The sequence below is a fragment of the Brevundimonas sp. CURTG3B2_SDJG genome (genome assembly GCF_057364705.1).
Genome location: NZ_JBNFOJ010000038.1, coordinates 1 through 15,461 on the forward strand (window position 1 = coordinate 1; position 15,461 = coordinate 15,461).

The 15,461-nt window shown below is 65.6% G+C and carries 16 protein-coding genes, 1 tRNA gene and 2 pseudogenes; 1 reads left to right on the top strand and 18 read right to left on the bottom strand.

Going from position 1 to position 15,461, the window contains the following annotated elements:
- Nucleotides 1-180 precede the first annotated feature (180 nt).
- From AC2W7C_RS04065 to AC2W7C_RS04105, 9 genes are all read right to left on the bottom strand, one after another.
- Complete coding sequence (locus tag AC2W7C_RS04065) at nt 181-522, bottom strand: Hpt domain-containing protein (RefSeq protein WP_486000295.1); 342 nt, start codon at nt 520-522, stop codon at nt 181-183.
- Nucleotides 519-902 (bottom strand): response regulator, encoded by a 384-nt coding sequence (locus tag AC2W7C_RS04070; protein WP_486000296.1) that lies wholly within the window; start codon nt 900-902, stop codon nt 519-521. The genes AC2W7C_RS04065 and AC2W7C_RS04070 overlap by 4 nt, the downstream gene beginning before the upstream one ends.
- Before the next feature lie 4 nt (nt 903-906).
- Nucleotides 907-2,907 (bottom strand): GAF domain-containing sensor histidine kinase, encoded by a 2,001-nt coding sequence (locus tag AC2W7C_RS04075; RefSeq protein WP_486000297.1) that lies wholly within the window; start codon nt 2,905-2,907, stop codon nt 907-909.
- Entirely contained in the window at nt 2,904-4,337 is a 1,434-nt protein-coding gene (locus AC2W7C_RS04080) for a glycosyltransferase family 2 protein (protein WP_486000298.1), read from the bottom strand. The genes AC2W7C_RS04075 and AC2W7C_RS04080 overlap by 4 nt, the downstream gene beginning before the upstream one ends.
- Complete coding sequence (locus AC2W7C_RS04085; protein ID WP_486000299.1) at nt 4,337-5,398, bottom strand: HEAT repeat domain-containing protein; 1,062 nt, start codon at nt 5,396-5,398, stop codon at nt 4,337-4,339. The genes AC2W7C_RS04080 and AC2W7C_RS04085 overlap by 1 nt, the downstream gene beginning before the upstream one ends.
- Nucleotides 5,398-6,459, bottom strand: a complete 1,062-nt coding sequence (locus tag AC2W7C_RS04090; protein WP_486000300.1) for a YaiO family outer membrane beta-barrel protein — start codon at nt 6,457-6,459, stop codon at nt 5,398-5,400. The genes AC2W7C_RS04085 and AC2W7C_RS04090 overlap by 1 nt, the downstream gene beginning before the upstream one ends.
- A complete protein-coding gene (locus tag AC2W7C_RS04095) occupies nt 6,443-6,847 on the bottom strand; it encodes a response regulator transcription factor (RefSeq protein ID WP_486000301.1) in 405 nt (134 codons plus the stop codon). The genes AC2W7C_RS04090 and AC2W7C_RS04095 overlap by 17 nt, the downstream gene beginning before the upstream one ends.
- 710 nt (nt 6,848-7,557) lie before the next feature.
- Nucleotides 7,558-7,860 (bottom strand): hypothetical protein, encoded by a 303-nt coding sequence (locus AC2W7C_RS04100; RefSeq protein WP_486000302.1) that lies wholly within the window; start codon nt 7,858-7,860, stop codon nt 7,558-7,560.
- Between the two features lie 74 nt (nt 7,861-7,934).
- The gene (locus AC2W7C_RS04105; protein WP_486000303.1) at nt 7,935-8,216 is read right to left on the bottom strand and encodes a helix-turn-helix domain-containing protein; all 282 of its coding nucleotides are present in this window, start codon (nt 8,214-8,216) and stop codon (nt 7,935-7,937) included.
- A 29-nt stretch (nt 8,217-8,245) separates the two neighbouring features.
- Here AC2W7C_RS04105 and AC2W7C_RS04110 point away from each other — a divergent pair, with 29 nt between their 5' ends.
- Nucleotides 8,246-9,124 carry a hypothetical protein gene (locus AC2W7C_RS04110; RefSeq protein WP_486000304.1) on the top strand — a complete coding sequence of 293 codons (879 nt, stop codon included), beginning with the start codon at nt 8,246-8,248 and terminating at the stop codon, nt 9,122-9,124.
- Between the two features lie 576 nt (nt 9,125-9,700).
- Here the strand turns inward: AC2W7C_RS04110 and AC2W7C_RS04115 are convergent.
- The 9 genes and pseudogenes from AC2W7C_RS04115 to AC2W7C_RS04155 form a co-directional block, all read right to left on the bottom strand.
- On the bottom strand, nt 9,701-10,453 hold the full coding sequence (locus AC2W7C_RS04115; protein ID WP_486000305.1) for a hypothetical protein: 753 nt from the start codon (nt 10,451-10,453) through the stop codon (nt 9,701-9,703).
- A complete protein-coding gene (locus AC2W7C_RS04120; protein WP_486000306.1) occupies nt 10,450-10,902 on the bottom strand; it encodes a hypothetical protein in 453 nt (150 codons plus the stop codon). The genes AC2W7C_RS04115 and AC2W7C_RS04120 overlap by 4 nt, the downstream gene beginning before the upstream one ends.
- Nucleotides 10,899-11,123: a helix-turn-helix domain-containing protein gene (locus AC2W7C_RS04125; protein ID WP_486000307.1), complete on the bottom strand. Its 225-nt coding sequence runs from the start codon at nt 11,121-11,123 to the stop codon at nt 10,899-10,901. Before AC2W7C_RS04125 ends, AC2W7C_RS04120 begins: the two co-directional genes overlap by 4 nt.
- A gap of 54 nt (nt 11,124-11,177) precedes the next feature.
- A complete protein-coding gene (locus tag AC2W7C_RS04130) occupies nt 11,178-11,870 on the bottom strand; it encodes a hypothetical protein (protein ID WP_486000308.1) in 693 nt (230 codons plus the stop codon).
- A complete protein-coding gene (locus AC2W7C_RS04135; RefSeq protein WP_486000309.1) occupies nt 11,851-12,891 on the bottom strand; it encodes a tyrosine-type recombinase/integrase in 1,041 nt (346 codons plus the stop codon). The genes AC2W7C_RS04130 and AC2W7C_RS04135 overlap by 20 nt, the downstream gene beginning before the upstream one ends.
- A gap of 288 nt (nt 12,892-13,179) precedes the next feature.
- Nucleotides 13,180-13,269, bottom strand: a tRNA-Ser gene (locus AC2W7C_RS04140).
- An 84-nt stretch (nt 13,270-13,353) separates the two neighbouring features.
- Nucleotides 13,354-14,285 (bottom strand): annotated as a pseudogene (locus AC2W7C_RS04145) (NUDIX hydrolase).
- Nucleotides 14,286-14,287: 2 nt separating this feature from the next.
- On the bottom strand, nt 14,288-14,881 hold the full coding sequence (locus tag AC2W7C_RS04150; RefSeq protein WP_486000310.1) for a YfbR-like 5'-deoxynucleotidase: 594 nt from the start codon (nt 14,879-14,881) through the stop codon (nt 14,288-14,290).
- 131 nt (nt 14,882-15,012) lie between these two features.
- Nucleotides 15,013-15,461: pseudogene (locus AC2W7C_RS04155) on the bottom strand (methyltransferase type 11); the annotation flags it as partial.

Consider the following 15,461-nt stretch of genomic DNA (forward strand, 5'->3'; position numbering starts at 1 on the left):
GGGCCGCTACTGTACTTCGGCATCGAAGTGGACGACGTCGCAGCCTCGTCCAGGGCGGCCCGATCCTCAGGCGCCGTAAGCGTCCGCTTTCTGCTTCGGCGCGAATGTCCGCTTCTGGCGCAAGTCTGCCGCAAACGGACAGGAACTTTTACAGATCGCAAACCGCCTTGGGGTGAGTTCTCAGTCGCCTTGGGGAGGACGATGAGGATGAGCCTTGCGACCGAAAAGGACCGCGCCCTGAGCGCTCCCAACGTAGAGCGCCTGCTCGATGACGGCTCTGAGGCTCGCCTTCAGGTCGTCGAGTTCACGGCCAGAGGGATGAATGCCGTTTCTCGTTCGGAGGTCGATCTCCGCTGCGACCTTGCTCACTTCCGGGAACCCGAACGAACCTGCGGCCCCGGCGAGACGATGAACAATAGGGGTCACTTCATCGGCGTCTTCCGGGAGTGACTCCAGTCTGGTCAGGTCGGCCCGACAGCGGTCGATGAACTGCGCGCGGAGAGCTTCCAGCGGATCCGTCACAAGGCATTTTCCAGAAGAGTTCGAACCTGGGCTCCGAGCGTCATCGGGTCGAACGGTTTAATGATCACGCCAATTGCGCCCCGCGCGAGGAGCGCCGCGCGCTCATGGTCTTGGGTCTGAGCGGTCATGAATATGGCCGGCGCGGCAGTGCCGTCCGGTCCGGCCCTGATCCGGTCGAACAGGCCAGGACCGTCCATGTCGGGCATCATGACGTCCAGCAAAAGGAGGTCCGGCCGGATACCGTCCGCTAGAAGCCGGAGCGCTTCCGCGCCTGAGGCAGCCGAGTGGACCACCGTGTCGCCCGCGAGGTCGAACGCAAGGGCGGTGAGAGCCCGAATATTCGTGTCGTCATCGACGTGCAGAACGATCAGTTTCGACATCGCACTACTCCGGCAGGCCGAGAGGGACCTCGAACCAGAAGGTCGAGCCCTGCCCCGGAAGGCTGCTGACGCCGATCCGGCCGCCCATCAGCTCGATCAGCTCCCGGCTGATGGCGAGGCCGAGACCCGTGCCCCCGAAGCGGCGGCTGGTGGACTGGTCCGCCTGGACGAAACGTTCGAACAGGCCCTCCGCCGCTTCGGGCTCAATGCCGACTCCGGTGTCGGAGACCCTGACCGTCAGCACGACTCCGCCCTTAGGATCCGGGACGGCGTCGGCGAACAGGCTGACGCCGCCCTTCTCGGTGAATTTCGCCGCATTGCCGAGGAAGTTGAGCAGAACCTGACGCAGGCGGCCGGCATCGCCGACGAGGGTAGGCGGGACGGCGGGTGCGACGTCCTGCGAGAACCAGAGGCCCTTGCTCTCGAGTTGGCCGAGGATGACCTCCGCGGCCTCGCGAAACAGGGGCGACAGTTTGAAAGGACGAGCCTCCAGCGTCACCGCTCCCGCTTCCAACTTCGAATAGTCGAGGATGTCGTTGATGATCGAAAGCAGCACCTCGCCCGACAAATGGATGCGGTCGGCGCACTGACGTTCTACCGGGCCGAGGCCGTCGCGCGATTGCAGGATGCGAGCGAAGCCGATGACGCTGGTCAATGGCGTGCGCAGTTCGTGGCTCATGTTCGACAGAAACCGCGACTTAGTCTCGGAGGCGGCCTCGGCCTCGCCGAGGGCCAGGCGAAGTTCCTCCTCGAGCCGCCGGCGCTCGGAGATGTCGCGGATAACGGCGATGACCTCGACCGTTTCGCCGTCGGTGCCCGTCACGGATTGGAAACTGGTCTCTACCCAGACCCATCCACCATCCCTCTTAAGGGCGCGCTGCTGAAGGGTGCAGCGTTTCAACCCGCCGGCCATTTTCTGGAAGGCGGCCAGGAGCGCCGGCCGGTCCTCGGGATGGACGAAGTCTTGCGCCGGGCGGCCTGCCATTTCAGGGGGCCGGTAGCCGAGCAACCGCGTAACCGCGGGGGAAATGTAGCTGCTGCGGCCGTCAGGACGCAGGCGGGTGATGACGTCGTCCATATGATCGGCAAGCAACCGGTAACGGCTCTCGCTGCGCCGCAGTCGCTGGATGACGGTGTGTCTCTCGGTGATGTCCTGGACGATTCCGAACAGGGCTTCGACACGGCCCTCATCCGTCATCTGGCGAAGGGCGCTCAACACGACCCGTCGGGTCGCCCCGTCCGGTCGGCGGACGAAAGTCTCGAACTCTTCTCCGCTGCCGTCACGCAGAATCCGACGGATGAAGGCGTCGCGGTCGGCCCGCTCTTCCGTCGAATAGAAGCCGCTCAGATCGTCACGGGTCACCGGGCTGCCGATCGGGAGACCGTAGATGCGGTAGACCTCGTCGGACCAGTCCAGTTCGCCGGTGTCGAGCCGCCAGCGCCAATGGCCGACGCGCGACACCGCTTCAGCCAGTTCGAGCAACCGCCGCTTTTCTTCGGCCACGAGGCGTTCGGCCGTCACCTCGATCTGTTCCGAAACCAGATCGCCGAGTTCCCGTAGGCGCTCCTCGTCTGCCTTGTCGAAAGTCCGCGGCTTGATGTCGATCAGGCAGAGGGTGCCGAGGTTGTGGCCCTCCGAGGTCGACAGCACGGCCCCGGCGTAGAAGCGGATATGGTCCGGTCCGGTGACGTAGGGGTTATCCGCGAACCGGGAATCCTGCGTGGCGTCGGGAACGATCATCACGCTGCCAGCCGGCATCTGGATCGCGCGGTTGCAGAAGGCGTCTTCGCGCTTCGTCTCGCAGAGCTCCATGCCGTGTCGCGACTTGAACCACTGCCTATCTTCGTCGATGAGGGATATGAGGGCGGTCGGCACTTCGAAAAGGCTGGCCGCCAGGCGGGTCAGGCGATCGAAACGCGGCTCCGGCGGAGTGTCGAGCAGGCGCAAGGAATAGAGGGCACCGAGGCGCTGGCGTTCGACTTCGATAAAGTCAGGGTTGGTCATCCGACCGCCCCTTTGGCCGGCGCAAAGCCCTTGCGGGTCATTGTGCCCCACGATTGGCTGCGGCGGAGGTACTGCCAGACGCCGCGCAGCCGCCAGAGGTTGTTGAGCTGGCGGTAGCCGAAATTTTCCAGCACAGCGACGGCCGTCAGCAACACCAAGTCGCGGGCGCGGGGGAAACGCCGGAGCTCGGACTCCTCCAGCGCCAGAGCGCCGACGGAAATGACCACGCCGAAGGTGAAACTGACGGCGACGAAGGCCAGCAGATACTCAATGGACAGCACGCCGGCCGCCCAGAACATCGGGATCAGGAGATAGCCGAGAAGCTCGACAATGGGGCCTAGCACATCGACCAGCAGGATGTAGCCGAAGCCGACCACGGCAAGCCGGCCATAGCGAGGCTTGGTCAGGACGTCGCTATGACGTTCGAAGGTTTCCAGCGCCCCGCGATGCCAGCGCGCCCGCTGGCGGCCGAGGACGCGCAGGTCTTCGGGCGCCTCGGTCCAGCACACCGGTTCGGGCACGAAGGCGACACGGTAGGGCAGCCCCTTGTCGCGCATCAGGCGGTGGAGCTTGACCACCAGCTCCATGTCCTCGCCGACGGTCCCGTGAGTGTAGCCCCTGGCCTCGATGACCCGGGCGCGGCGGAACAGGCCGAAGGCGCCGGAGATAATGGTCAGGGCGTTGATCCGGCTCCATGCCAGCCGCGCCATCAGGAAGGCGCGGAGGTATTCAACCGTCTGCAGCAGGGCGAGCAGGTTGCGAGGCGGCCGGACCTCGACCACCCGGCCGTGCGAAATGGTGCAGCCGTTGGCGATCCGCACCGTCCCGCCGACCGCCACAGTGCGCTCGGGGTCTTCCACGAACGGACGGACGGCGCGGAGCAGGGCGTCGGGCTCCAGCAGGGAGTCGGCGTCCATTGAGCAGAAGATCGGCGCCCGCGAAACGTTGATGCCGGCGTTGAGGGCGTCCGCCTTGCCGCCGTTCTCCTTGTCCACGACGATCAGACGCGGCTGGTGCTTGGCGCCGTACACACCGCGGATCGGTGCGTGGTCGATGGCCAGCTCGTAGTGGCGGTGGATCGGCCGCAGCTCGAACGTATCGATGAGGACCTGCAGGGTTTCGTCGCGCGAACCGTCGTTGACGACGATCACCTCGAAGCTGGGGTAGTGCAGAGACAGCAGGGAACGGACGCTTTCGGCGATCGTCATGGCCTCGTTGTAGGCCGGGGCGAGCAGGGCGATGGGCGGCGCGGCGTCCGAATAGCGCCGCCACAGCAGACCCCCGGAGGCGGCTGGCGGGGTCTCGATCAGAGCCGCTGCCGCGAGTCCCAATTGGATGAGATAGATGCCGTTCTGGAGCAGCCCGGTGGCGATCACGAACAGCGCGATCAGCTCGGCCATCAGCGTGAGAATGGGGATGATCGATTCCATCAGGCGGCTGCCGCCGCCAGGCCGCGCTCGGCCAGGATCATGGAGGCTGCGCGCCGGGACAAGTCGTCTCCGGTCGCAGCAACCATCTGCAGTTGCTCCCGCCCTGTGTCCCCGAGCGCCGCCAGCGCCTCACCGGCCCTGAAGCGGACCCACCAGACTTCATCGCGGAGCTGACGCGCCAGAAGCGGGATTGAGGAGCGAAGGCCAATGCGTCCGGCGGCCTCGCACGCGGCGGAGCGGACCATCCAGACTTGGTCGTCGAGACCTGCAAGGACAGCCGTTTCGGCGCCGGGGTGGCCCAACATGCCCAAGGCCCGAATGCAAGCGATGCGCAGCTCGACATCAGGTGCCCGTGTCGCCAGGCAAAGAGGTTCGAGGGCGCGGTAGTCGCCGCTGGTGCCAAGCGCTTCCGCGAGGATGACGCGAGGCTCGATAGCAAGCCGCGAGTCGCCGAACGCTCTCAGCGCCGTCATCGGATCATTCGCCACCAGCCGGGCGATCAGGGGCAGATAGAGCAAGGAGTCCGACGCCCTGCGGCCCGCCACATCGGCGAGCACCTCGGCGAGTGAGGGCGGCTCGCCCAGTTCGATCAGCGACCTCAGGACGCCGACGCGCAGCTCGCTCCTTCTTTCCGAAGCCAGCGCCTGACGCAGCGCTGTGGCGGAACCGACCCCCGGAAAGACGGCCAGGGCCTCTGCCGCGGCGATCCGGCCCGCGAAAGAGCCGCGGAACAATCGTTGGCGAAAGACGTGGTCGACGTTGAAGGCCGCGAGTGCGGAGATCAGCCGATCCCGTTCCGCGCCCCGCACCAAGGAGATCACCTCCAGAAGCGTCTCAGCCATCAGGCGCGCCCGTCCTTGGACCCTTCTCAGCCGCGCGATCGCGTCGCCGGACCCGTTCATTATGTCGAGGAAGGCCTTCTGGATCGCTCTCTTATCCCGCTCCCGTATCCCCTCGGCGCGCTCCCTCAGGAGCCGGCCGACGATCAGGCCGGCCATCCAGATCAGGGCGGCGACCGCCAGGGCCAGCGAAGTCGACCAGATAAGCGGTAAGGGGCTCATCAGAACCGCCAGCCGAGGCCGAGCGACAACTCTTCGCGGTCGTAGGCGTCCCTGTCTTCCGCCAGATAGCCGAGCCGGAGCACAAGGCGGTCAGTGAGGCCGATTTCGGTCCCGACGTTCCATGCGCTCACGTCTACGGTCGCGCCGTCCGAGGATTCGGGCGCGTCCGCGTAGCCCAGCTGCAGCGCGAACCGGTCCGCCGCCTGCCAGCGTGCGGTGGCCGCCCAGCCGTTCCGGTAGTCGTCGTTCTCGTCCCAGAGGTTGATCCACCGCGCCGCCGCCCGGACGCGACCACCCGCGAGATCCGTGGCCAGACCTGGATGGACGCCGGTGACCGTGCCGGTCGGATAGCGGGCGATCGAGGCATCGAGCGTGGCGTTCAGCTTGCCGACGAGCCGCATCTCCCCGCCGGCCAGCAGAGCGAGCTCGGGCCGGTAGTCGGCGTCGAACGCGCCACCCACCGCGACGTAGGCCGCGCCGCGCCCGTAGGTCCTGTCCAGCCGGGCCTCGAGGTAGACGTCGCTGTCGTCGAACCGCTCCGTGGCCTCGACGGTAAGGCCGCCGGTCCAGCCGGCGCCCAGGCGCCGCGAACCGGACAGCCGGGTCTCGGTCCAGTCTGGCAGGCCTCCGGAAAGCCGGCTACGGGCAGTGGAAAGGTCCACCCGCCACTCCGGCGTGGGCTTGAGCGCCCCCTGCAGCGCGGCGATCTCGGCGCTTTCGGGCGCGGCGCGGCGCGCCTGTTCGGCCAGTCCCCGCGCCGCATTCAGATCACCTCGCCGCTGCGCGATCCGGGCCAGCCCAGCCCAGGCCTCGGCATAGCTCGGCGCCCGTTCGACGACGCCCCGAAAGGCCGTTTCGGCCGAATCGAGACGATCCAGCGCCAAAAGAGCCAGGCCGAGGTTTAGGCGGGCGTCGACGTCTTCGGGTCGGGCGGCCAGAACCTGCTCCAGCTTGGCTACGGCGGCTTCCGGCCGGCCCGCGACCCGGTCCGCCACCGCGGACCGGTAGAGGCTTTGCGGATCGGCCTGAACGATCGGAGCCGGTTCAGGCGCGACGATCACGGGCGGCTCCCTCGGCCGGGTCCGACTGGAGCAACCGGCGAATGCGATGGCCGAGTTCGTCGGGGATAAAGGGCTTCACCAGATAGTCCGCAGCGCCCAATCGCAGGGCGCCAACGATGTCCTGCTCGCGCTTCAGCGCGGTCAGCATGATCACGGGGGCGTGGGTTACGCCGCCGGCCTTGATCCGGCGCAGAACCTCGAAACCGTCCATCACCGGCATCAGGGCGTCGAGGACGATTAGGTCGGGCCGTTGCTCCCCGATCATCGCCAACGCCTGGGCGCCGTCCTCCACGGTCATGATTTCATGGCCCTCAGCCGAAAGCCGATGGACCAGCAGCGCCCGCAAGAGGGGATCGTCGTCGGCGATCAGGATGCGGCTTATCGACATCGGGCGTCTGACCTCGTTCAAAGCGCCCCCAAGGCATTATGGGACGATCAGCCTAAACGAACTCCTATCTCGGCAGAGGTTTCCAGAACGGACGTCGGCGGTAACTTGTGCAGGGATAAACTGGCCGCCAACGGCTCCTATACGCCGCCCAGCGTCCGCGCCGCGCGATACTTGATATGCGGCTGCGTGGCCGAAGATAGGCCTGCCGACCCGGCCAGCTCCTGGCGCTGGAAGGCAGCGGCAGGAGTACATTTCAGCGACAGAGGGCGACCTCGATGGAGGTTGGCCATGCGCCAGTCTGACTTGTTCATCCAACCCAAGCGCCCACGAAACGCCGGCAGTCTGATCGGCCCCAAGGCGTCGTTCAAGCCGAGGCACATCTGGGCCCATGGCGGGGCCGATACAACGCTCGTTCGGCGGCACCGAGTGGCTGACCTACGGATGCGCAGACCGGCGGACGCTGATTGTGGTCTCGGCCCCGGGGCAACCCGGCGATGCCATTCGTCTTCACGCTTTCCAAGACTGATGGAGGCGTCCGGATCAGTGGCGAGGGCAATGGCGACCAAAGAGCGACCGCTCCGCGTTCGAGGACCTCAACAGTATCCAGCGAAGTTCTCGACGAAATGATCCGAGAAGCAGAGGCGCGCCCCTGAATGTCCGCAATGGGTCGGGAGCAGACGGTCGCTGCACGGCGGGTTTCTGACCATTTGCTACGGTCGGACAGGTAATCTCCACGCGGCCACCAAAGCGACTGCCTTCCGAGCGATGTCCAGCCGATGCTCGTCACTGGTCTCGAACGCAATCCGATCTCGCTCGATCTCAGCGAGATACTGGACGATATCCGTTTCTGACGAGCCGGACCGCACCAACTCCCAGAAGCGCGGCAGGTAAGCCTGATACTCGTTTTCAGGCCCGTCCATTTCATAGACGCCAATCGGATCCCACTGCCGGAATAGCAGGCGGTCAAGAGCCTCATAGGCCCCGGCGTCTTCGGCGCTGAACTTTGTTCCCATCACGCGAGCTTGTGGGCTATCGCCGATGTCCGCAATGGGTCGAAAGCGGACATCGCCATGCCTGCTCCAGGGACCTATTGACGTTCAGCCGCCGAATCCGGCCACTTCTCAAAGAAAGCTGCTGGGCCCATCTTCAGCGCACGGGCAATTTCCACGAGCGCCAGAACCCCTACATTCCGTTCACCACGCTCTATTCCACCGATGTAGTTGCGATGCAGGCCGGAACGGTGTGCGAGTTCCTCTTGGCTCATGCCAGCGATCTGCCGCGCTGATCGGACGCGCAATCCGAGTGCCAGAAGATCTGGGGATTTTGCCACGCCCTTGGTTGCGGCAGGCCGCTGTTCGGCTCTACACACTATCAGTGTGATTTGTGCGGCGGCATTTGATGAGCGAGCGGGACTCTCTGGGCGAGGACTATGGGCCAATCGGATCGGTCATCGGCGCGGGATCTCATCTCGCAGGGACCGAGCTCGATGAACTTCTCCGTTTGATCTCGCTGGAGCTCATGCGGCGTGCGACGGTGGCCGGATTGCCGGAGAGCGCCAGTCGCACGTTCCGGCAGGTATTGCTTCTGTGGATGCGGAGGTTGCGAGCATCCCCCTACGATCATCGTCGGATCGTCTTTCAGACATCTGACTTTCCTGAAGATCAGGACACCATTGAGCAGGGTCTAAAAATCCTCGGCCAGCATCTATTCGTGGAGAAAGAAGCCGGGTGGCACGGGGATATTGCCGTCGACCTTTCACCTTGGCTCGACCATACGGATCGACGCCTGCTCGCTGACATTCATCGCCAATGGCTCAGCCGCCACATCGCGGCGGTTCAACGGGCGTGCAGTGGGGCTGAGGCGACCATCGAAAGCTACCTGGACCTCAGCTTGCCGCAGAGCCAGCGTGTCGGCGCCAGGGAACGGCTCTCTCAGCTGCAAGCTCGTTGGGACGACTTGCGGAGCCGCTTGAGATATTCACGGCAGTCGCGGTTTCATGAGGCCATGGAGGAGCCTTGGGCTCTCTACGACGAGGTGGCCGAACTCGAGTATCTCCACGACTGCGTAGTAGGTTTGCAGGCCGATCCGGACGGGGCGCCCACGCTGTTCTCGGAGCTTTGGAAGGAGGAAGGGCCAGCCAAGCTTCAGGCCCTCGGGCTCCCGCCCGGAATCCGGACGGACGGCCCGAACCTGCGGTCGTCGAAGCGACAGATCAGGATTTTTGAACGCCGCTCAACTGGTCGCAAATCAGGAAGGAGTCCGTATTCGACATGCTAATTCTGATTGGCATCGCGATCCTGGTTATCGTTGGAGCTTTCGCCCTAGCGCTTGGTGGCGTCCAACATTCCGACGAGGTGTCCAAAAGCGGATTGTCGGAGAACTCTGCTTCGGCGCGGGAGGACGGCACGGTGCTCACGGTGACGGCGATCTCGTTGGTCAGCGATACCTCATCGTCTTGCTCAACCGACAGTTCGAGCAGCAGCTCATCGGATAGCTGCTGAGGGGTCGGTTTGTTCTCGACACTTGGCTCTGGGCGGGCCGTTTTCAACGCCAAAGTAGGAGCTGTTTCCGCCGGCCTAGAGGCGCGAGTGGGCCGATCATAGGTCGCGCTTTCACGTTCAAGAAATGCGCTCCCGGGCGGGGCCTCTCTAGAGAAACCGTTCTGCTGAGAACGGTGCACACCCTACGCACACCTGCGGTTTCGGTAAGTTATTGAAGCTATGGGAGAAAAAGTCGCGTCTGTTGGCGCCAAAGCGGCGCCAGAACTCGCCATTCTGTGGGTGGTTCTGAAAAGGCAAGTCAGATCAGGGTGTTGCGCAGGCTCCCCCTTGGCTCCGCTTTGCAACGCAACGCTCAAAACCGCGTGAAAAACGTGTTTGGGTAAGGCGGCGATGAGACATCCGATGAGGGCGGTTCGCTGGCCTCAGTGTCGCGCTCGGTCTCACTTGCGATGTCGGGCTCTATGACGGCATCGTTAGCCGCCAAGGCGGGCTCGTTCTGCCCAGAACCATCAGTCGGTACGTCCCTCATATCTGGGGTCACATCCGCAACGATGTGAGATGGCGTGTGGTCTCGCGAGACGTGTGTCCTGGACACGGCCAGTCGGCGTCTCGTTGCTGCCACCAACAGACGTTCCGACCGACTGTGAACCCAAATGACGGCCCGGGTGAGGAGGGAAGGCCACTGCTTTGTGACGACGTCTTCAATGGTGTCGATCGCCTGGTCGAGACGGGCATTGAGAACCAGGTCGTGCCGCGCTCTGTAGCGCAGCATGACGAGCTCCTTCAGCATGTAGAACAGCAGGGACCCAAGCGCGCCAAGGGCGAAGAACTGTTCCGCCCTTGCGAGGTGTGGCGCGACCCACCAGGCCTGCCGCAGGTCTGCCACCGTGAGATCGATCATGAGCCCATCCGGATGGCGCGTCTGGAGCGTGTCTGGAAACGGCGCCCCAAGCACGGTCTGGACGTCCCCGATGAGCGCCAACACGGCGTAGCCGAGCGCGACAAGCCCAGTACGCAGCAGGACAAGCCCCCAAAGGAACATCAGCGCAAGGTTCAGGCGGCGGTTGTAACGACGCTGAACCGACCTCTGAGCGGTCGAGATCATCGCATGTTGTGGATCTGAGGAAGATCCCCCGTTCGCCGAAGGTAATGCGCCGCGAATGCCTGATGGAGCCGCCAGAGGCGGTCGTCGCCCGACCAGGAGCAATCGTCCGGGAACGGCGCGGGGGGCTGCTCCCCGAAAAGCCGGCTGGCCTCCTTGGAGATCTCCAGCTTGATGCGATCGACAGAGTCCGTGAGCACGTTCTGCGGCTCGAACAGCCGGGTGACCACCATGGTGGTGAGCGCGGCGTTGATGAAGCCGAAATAGGCCGCGCTCTTGATGAAATAGTTCTCCTGTGTGGCGCGGTATTCGCCGATGATCCCCTCGGTCAGTTCGCTGATGGTGCATCCGGTCTTGCTGGCGTAGAGGCGGAGGAACTCCGCGCTCCCGTTCGACAGACGGATGTTGAGGCGTTCCTTGTGGAGCTTGCGCGAGGGTTTCGGTCCGGTCATCGCGAGACCTCCGTCGATCCGCGAGGACCGGAGGAGGAGGGCAGGGCGGCCAGCCATCGCTCAGCCTCCTCGGTCAGTACGATCGACTTGTGGCCGACCTTCCGAACTTCGAGGCGGCGGGCCTTCACCTGATCGTAGAAGGTGGTCCGCGACACGGAATAGCGGCGGCAGAACTCGTTGACCGTCAGAGCGGCCACAGAGGGCGGGGGAAGGGTTTGCATGAGTGTCGTCTCCGGTTTGAGGCGACGACACAAGTACGCAGCGGGGGGCCGTTGTCAGCAACCGTTCGTCGACGAACGGGAATCCAGGGTGGTGTCCGATTTCTTAACGAGCACCGACCGGATCAGCTCACGGATGGGCCTTTCCTTGCGATCGATGGCCGGGTTCTCTGCGAGGAACCGCCTGGCCATCGCGGTATAGGTGTGGGTTCCGCGATAGTTCTTCAGAAACAGCTGGAGCGTCGGGGTGAGCTTTTCCTTCCAGCTGGCCCGCATGGATGCAGAGCGCCTTGCCGTCCTTGCGCGCGCAGATTTCCACGCCTCGAGGTAGGCTTGGCCGCCGAGCAGCTCCTGATTTCGCTGAGAGACTTCATGACAGGCCATGCCTGTGGCGAAGGCCATCGGAACGATCATGCCGAACAGTCGAGCCAGGTCCGGGTGGGCGCCTGTCCGTTGCTGAAACTCCGTCAGCACCGCTAGATAGCGGCCGGCTATCTCGATCTGTTTCCTCTTTCTCGTTTGCTCGGCCTTCGTAAGGGAGTGCCGAGGCGCCAACGCCGGGTCGTGTTCTCCGGATATCAAGACTTCCGCCACCCGGAGCTGGAGTTCACCTTTGGCGAAGATCCATTCCGCCGCCCTGTTCGGCTTGCCCGACAGACAGAGGCCCAGCTGCCTTTCGAACTCGGCATCGAACTGAACCGGATCGTCGCAAAAATCGTCGGGTGACCGGTTATTGGCTCCTGGAAACATACTTCCCCCAATCCTCCATCAGAGCCCTCCGCTTCTCGAACAGATCGCCGCGCCGGTAGGCTGCCTCGACCTTGTTGGCGACCGTGTGGGCCAGAGCCATCTCGACGACTTCGTTGGGGTAGGCGGTGGATTCAGCGGCCCAGTCCCGGAAGGTGCTGCGAAACCCGTGGACCGTCAGGTCCTTCCGTCCCATGCGTTCAAGCATCTTGAGCATGGCCATATTGCTGAGCGGCCGACCGGCGCGCTGACCTTCGAACAACGGCGTATCGGCGCCGCCCGCTGATATCGACCTCAACAGCGCCACGGCCTTCGCGCACAGCGGCACACGATGTTCCTTTTTCGCCTTCATGCGCTCCGCGGGCACGGTCCAGACTGCGGCGTCGAGGTCCACTTCCTTCCAGGTGGCCCCGATAACCTCGCTGGTCCGCGCCGTGGTGAGGATTGTAAACTCCAGTGCTCTTGCGGCGTGGCCGGCCTGGGCCCTGAGGGTCTCCATGAAGGCGCTGACCTCCCCAAAAGGCAGGGCCGTGTGGTGCTCGACCCTGGCGACCTTGCTCTTGGCCGGAAGGAGCATGTCCAGATGACCCTTCCAGCGAGCCGGGTTCTCGCCCTGCCGAAGGCCGCTGACCGTAGCCCAATCGAGGACACGCTCGATCCGTCCCCGTACCCGGCTGGCGGTCTCCGTTTTGGTCGTCCAGATCTTCTCCAGCGCGCCGATGATCATGGGCGTATCGACGCGATTCACCGGAACTTTTCCGAAATGCGGTGACGCGTAGGTTTTCAGCGTGCTCGGCCATTGGGCCGCGTGTTTGGCGTTCTCGTGAACTCCCGTGCGAGTTTTCAGATAGGCGGTCACCGCCTCGTCAAACGTCATCGCTCGCGCCGCTTCGGCCTTTCTCTCAAGGTCAGCCGACTGCCTGGCTTCGATGGGGTCGATGCCCTTGTGACGGAGCTTGCGGGCCTGCAGAGCGGCCTCTCGCGCTTCAGCGAGCGACACCGTAAGCAGGGAGCCCAGTCCCATCTCGCGTTCGCGCGGACCGACCCGGTAGCGAAAGATCCAGGATTTCGAGCCGCCGGCGCGACCTGGAGGTAGAGCCCAGCGCCGTCGGGATATTTTCCAGGCTCCTTCAGGCTGGCCACCGCCCTTGCCGAGAGACGATCGACTGCCCGCAATGTCTACCCCCGCGCCGGTCGCGGATTGCGGCGAATTCTGGCACGCATTGGCGGACAGCGGTAGTGGGTAAAGCGAGGAATTACTTACCGTTAACCGGGCATTCTTGTCCGGTTTGGACAGCGGCGAACAGGGCGGTGGCGGAGAGGGTGGGATTCGAACCCACGGTACCCGTAAAGGCACGCCGCATTTCGAGTGCGGTACATTCGACCACTCTGCCACCTCTCCGCGGGGCCGATACGCTTTGGTCGAGCGAGCGGCTTCTCTAATGGGGGAGGGCGTGCGCCGCAAGCGCCGAAATGACGAAAATCGTCAGCGCAAGGCGGGAAGCGGAAGGCCCAGGGCCTCGCCGGTCGTGAGGTCGCCCTCGACGATGCGGAACAGCTCGGCGGGGCGTCCGCCGGTGGCGGCGGAGAGGCGGCCGGTGGGCTGGACCAGGCCGGTGCGCTCGACGCCGCGGCGGAAGTTCTGCTTGTGCAGCGACAGGCCCGCGACGGCCTCGGGCGGCGGCCTGGAGCTCGGACAGGGTGAAGGCCGCGGGCATCAGGTCGAAGAGGACCGGGCGGTACTTCAGCTTGCTGCGCAGGCGGCCCAGGCCGGTGGCCAGGATGCGGCGGTGGTCCGAGGCCATGGTCACGCCGGGCGCGGCGTCGGGGACGGGGCGGTCCTGGTCGCGGGCGGCCTCGGCGACCAGACCGGCCTCGTAGAGCAGTTCGTAGCGCTCCAGGACCCCGGCCCTCGTTCCAGCGGCGCCGAGGCCGGCGGCGAAAGGTTTCGACCCGGGCCAGGCGGCGGGGATCGCCGGCGGCCCAGGCCAGAAGGCGCTCCAGGAGCAGGGGCACGCATCCGGGCGCGCCGTCGCGGCGATCCTCCCAGGGGAAGATGTCCAGCACCGGCGTCCAGCGCGCCTCGGCGAGGGGGACGTCGGCGGCGTCGGCGGTGAGGGCCAGGTAGCCGACCGAGACCTCGCGATGACGTCCGGACCGGGCGGTGGCGCGCGGGCTGCCGCGGCCCAGGTCGCCGAAGGTGTAGAGCTGCTCGACGAAGCCCAGGCGAAAGCCGGTCTGGGCGGTGACGAAGGCCCGCAGCGCCAGTTCGAAGGTGCGGTCGCGGGCCGGGTCGAAGGGGCCGAAGGGCAGGGCGCAGGCGCCGTCGTCGCCGATGGTGGTCAGGACGCAGGCCTGGCCGTCGCGGAGGGCGATGACCACCGCCGACAGACCGATGCGGACCCCTTGCTCGGCCATGGCTATTCCGTGTGCCAGGCGTCGGGAGCGGGGACGAGGCCGACCGCCTCGGCCAGGACGCGGTAGCGCTCCAGGTAGCGTTGCTGGGCCAGCGGCGCGGGCAGGGGGTCGATGGTCAGGTCGTAGCCGGCGGGCGGGGCGCCGAAGAGGGCCAGGGACTCGGTCCTGTTGAAGCCGGCCAGCTGGGTGGCCTCGAAGTAGGCGCAGGCCCGATCGGCCTTCTTGATCAGGGTCTTGATCTCGACCGGGTTCTTGGGCGGCAGGCCGAAGCGGAGGTGGATGGCGGCCTCGAGCCGGGCCTCGAAGGCCTTGTAGTTCATGCCCAGGGCGGCCTTGAACGGCGAGATCATGTCGCCGATCACATACTCGGAGGCGTCGTGGAGCAGGGCGGCCAGGCGCCATTTCGGCTCCAGGCCCGGCTGGATGTGGGCGGCGATCTCCTCGACCACGCAGGAGTGCTGGGCGACCGAGAAGGCGTGCTCGCCGGTGGTCTGGCCGTTCCAGCGGGCGACCCGGGCCAGGCCGTGGGCGATGTCCTCGATCTCGATGTCGAAGGGCGAGGGGTCGAGCAGGTCCAGCCTGCGGCCGGACAGCATCCGCTGCCAGGCCCGGGGCTGCTTGCTGGGAGACTTCGACGAGGAGCGGGAAGAGACGGCCAAGACGGTATCCAGTGCGTGGCCGCACGTCGTGACCCATCGGGACGGCGCGATCAAGGGCGCCGGGGGCGTTATTCCCCGACGTTGAGCGTCACCAGCTCCCGGGCGTCGTCGAAGACCCGGCCGCGGTTGCGGTCGCGCGAGCGGACGGTGGCGACCACCAGGGGGCCTCCGACGGGGCCGCGGGCCTCGTAGCCGACCAGGCGCCAGCCTTCGGCCGACGGCCGGTTGTCGGTGAGGATCCAGCTGGCCCGGGTGGCCTCGCCGCCGGACACGGCGCGAACCTCGGAGCTGTCGTTCTGGGCGCGGACGCTGACATTGTCGCCGTCGCCGCCGCCCTGGATGTCCACGCTGCCCGTGCTGTCGTTGGCGTCGATGTGGAAGCCGCCGATGCGGACGCTGGCGTTGTCGCCCTTGGCGTCGATGCTGATGCCCGGCAGGCGCACGCTGGCGTCCTGGTCGTTGGCGTCGATGGCGACGCCGGGGGCGCGGATCGAGGCCGTGTCGCCGGTGGAGGCGG

Excerpts from the sequence above, each read along its gene's own strand:
- AC2W7C_RS04130 (WP_486000308.1), bottom strand. The coding sequence starts at position 11,870 with ATGTTTCCAGGAGCCAATAACCGGTCACCCGACGATTTTTGCGACGAT.
- AC2W7C_RS04085 (WP_486000299.1), bottom strand. The coding sequence starts at position 5,398 with ATGAGCCCCTTACCGCTTATCTGGTCGACTTCGCTGGCCCTGGCGGTC.
- AC2W7C_RS04150 (WP_486000310.1), bottom strand. The coding sequence starts at position 14,881 with ATGCTGTCCGGCCGCAGGCTGGACCTGCTCGACCCCTCGCCCTTCGAC.
- AC2W7C_RS04115 (WP_486000305.1), bottom strand. The coding sequence starts at position 10,453 with ATGATCTCGACCGCTCAGAGGTCGGTTCAGCGTCGTTACAACCGCCGC.
- AC2W7C_RS04110 (WP_486000304.1), top strand. The coding sequence starts at position 8,246 with ATGAGCGAGCGGGACTCTCTGGGCGAGGACTATGGGCCAATCGGATCG.
- AC2W7C_RS04080 (WP_486000298.1), bottom strand. The coding sequence starts at position 4,337 with ATGGAATCGATCATCCCCATTCTCACGCTGATGGCCGAGCTGATCGCG.
- AC2W7C_RS04120 (WP_486000306.1), bottom strand. The coding sequence starts at position 10,902 with ATGACCGGACCGAAACCCTCGCGCAAGCTCCACAAGGAACGCCTCAAC.
- AC2W7C_RS04100 (WP_486000302.1), bottom strand. The coding sequence starts at position 7,860 with ATGGGAACAAAGTTCAGCGCCGAAGACGCCGGGGCCTATGAGGCTCTT.
- AC2W7C_RS04095 (WP_486000301.1), bottom strand. The coding sequence starts at position 6,847 with ATGTCGATAAGCCGCATCCTGATCGCCGACGACGATCCCCTCTTGCGG.
- AC2W7C_RS04070 (WP_486000296.1), bottom strand. The coding sequence starts at position 902 with ATGTCGAAACTGATCGTTCTGCACGTCGATGACGACACGAATATTCGG.
- AC2W7C_RS04075 (WP_486000297.1), bottom strand. The coding sequence starts at position 2,907 with ATGACCAACCCTGACTTTATCGAAGTCGAACGCCAGCGCCTCGGTGCC.
- AC2W7C_RS04125 (WP_486000307.1), bottom strand. The coding sequence starts at position 11,123 with ATGCAAACCCTTCCCCCGCCCTCTGTGGCCGCTCTGACGGTCAACGAG.
- AC2W7C_RS04135 (WP_486000309.1), bottom strand. The coding sequence starts at position 12,891 with ATGGGACTGGGCTCCCTGCTTACGGTGTCGCTCGCTGAAGCGCGAGAG.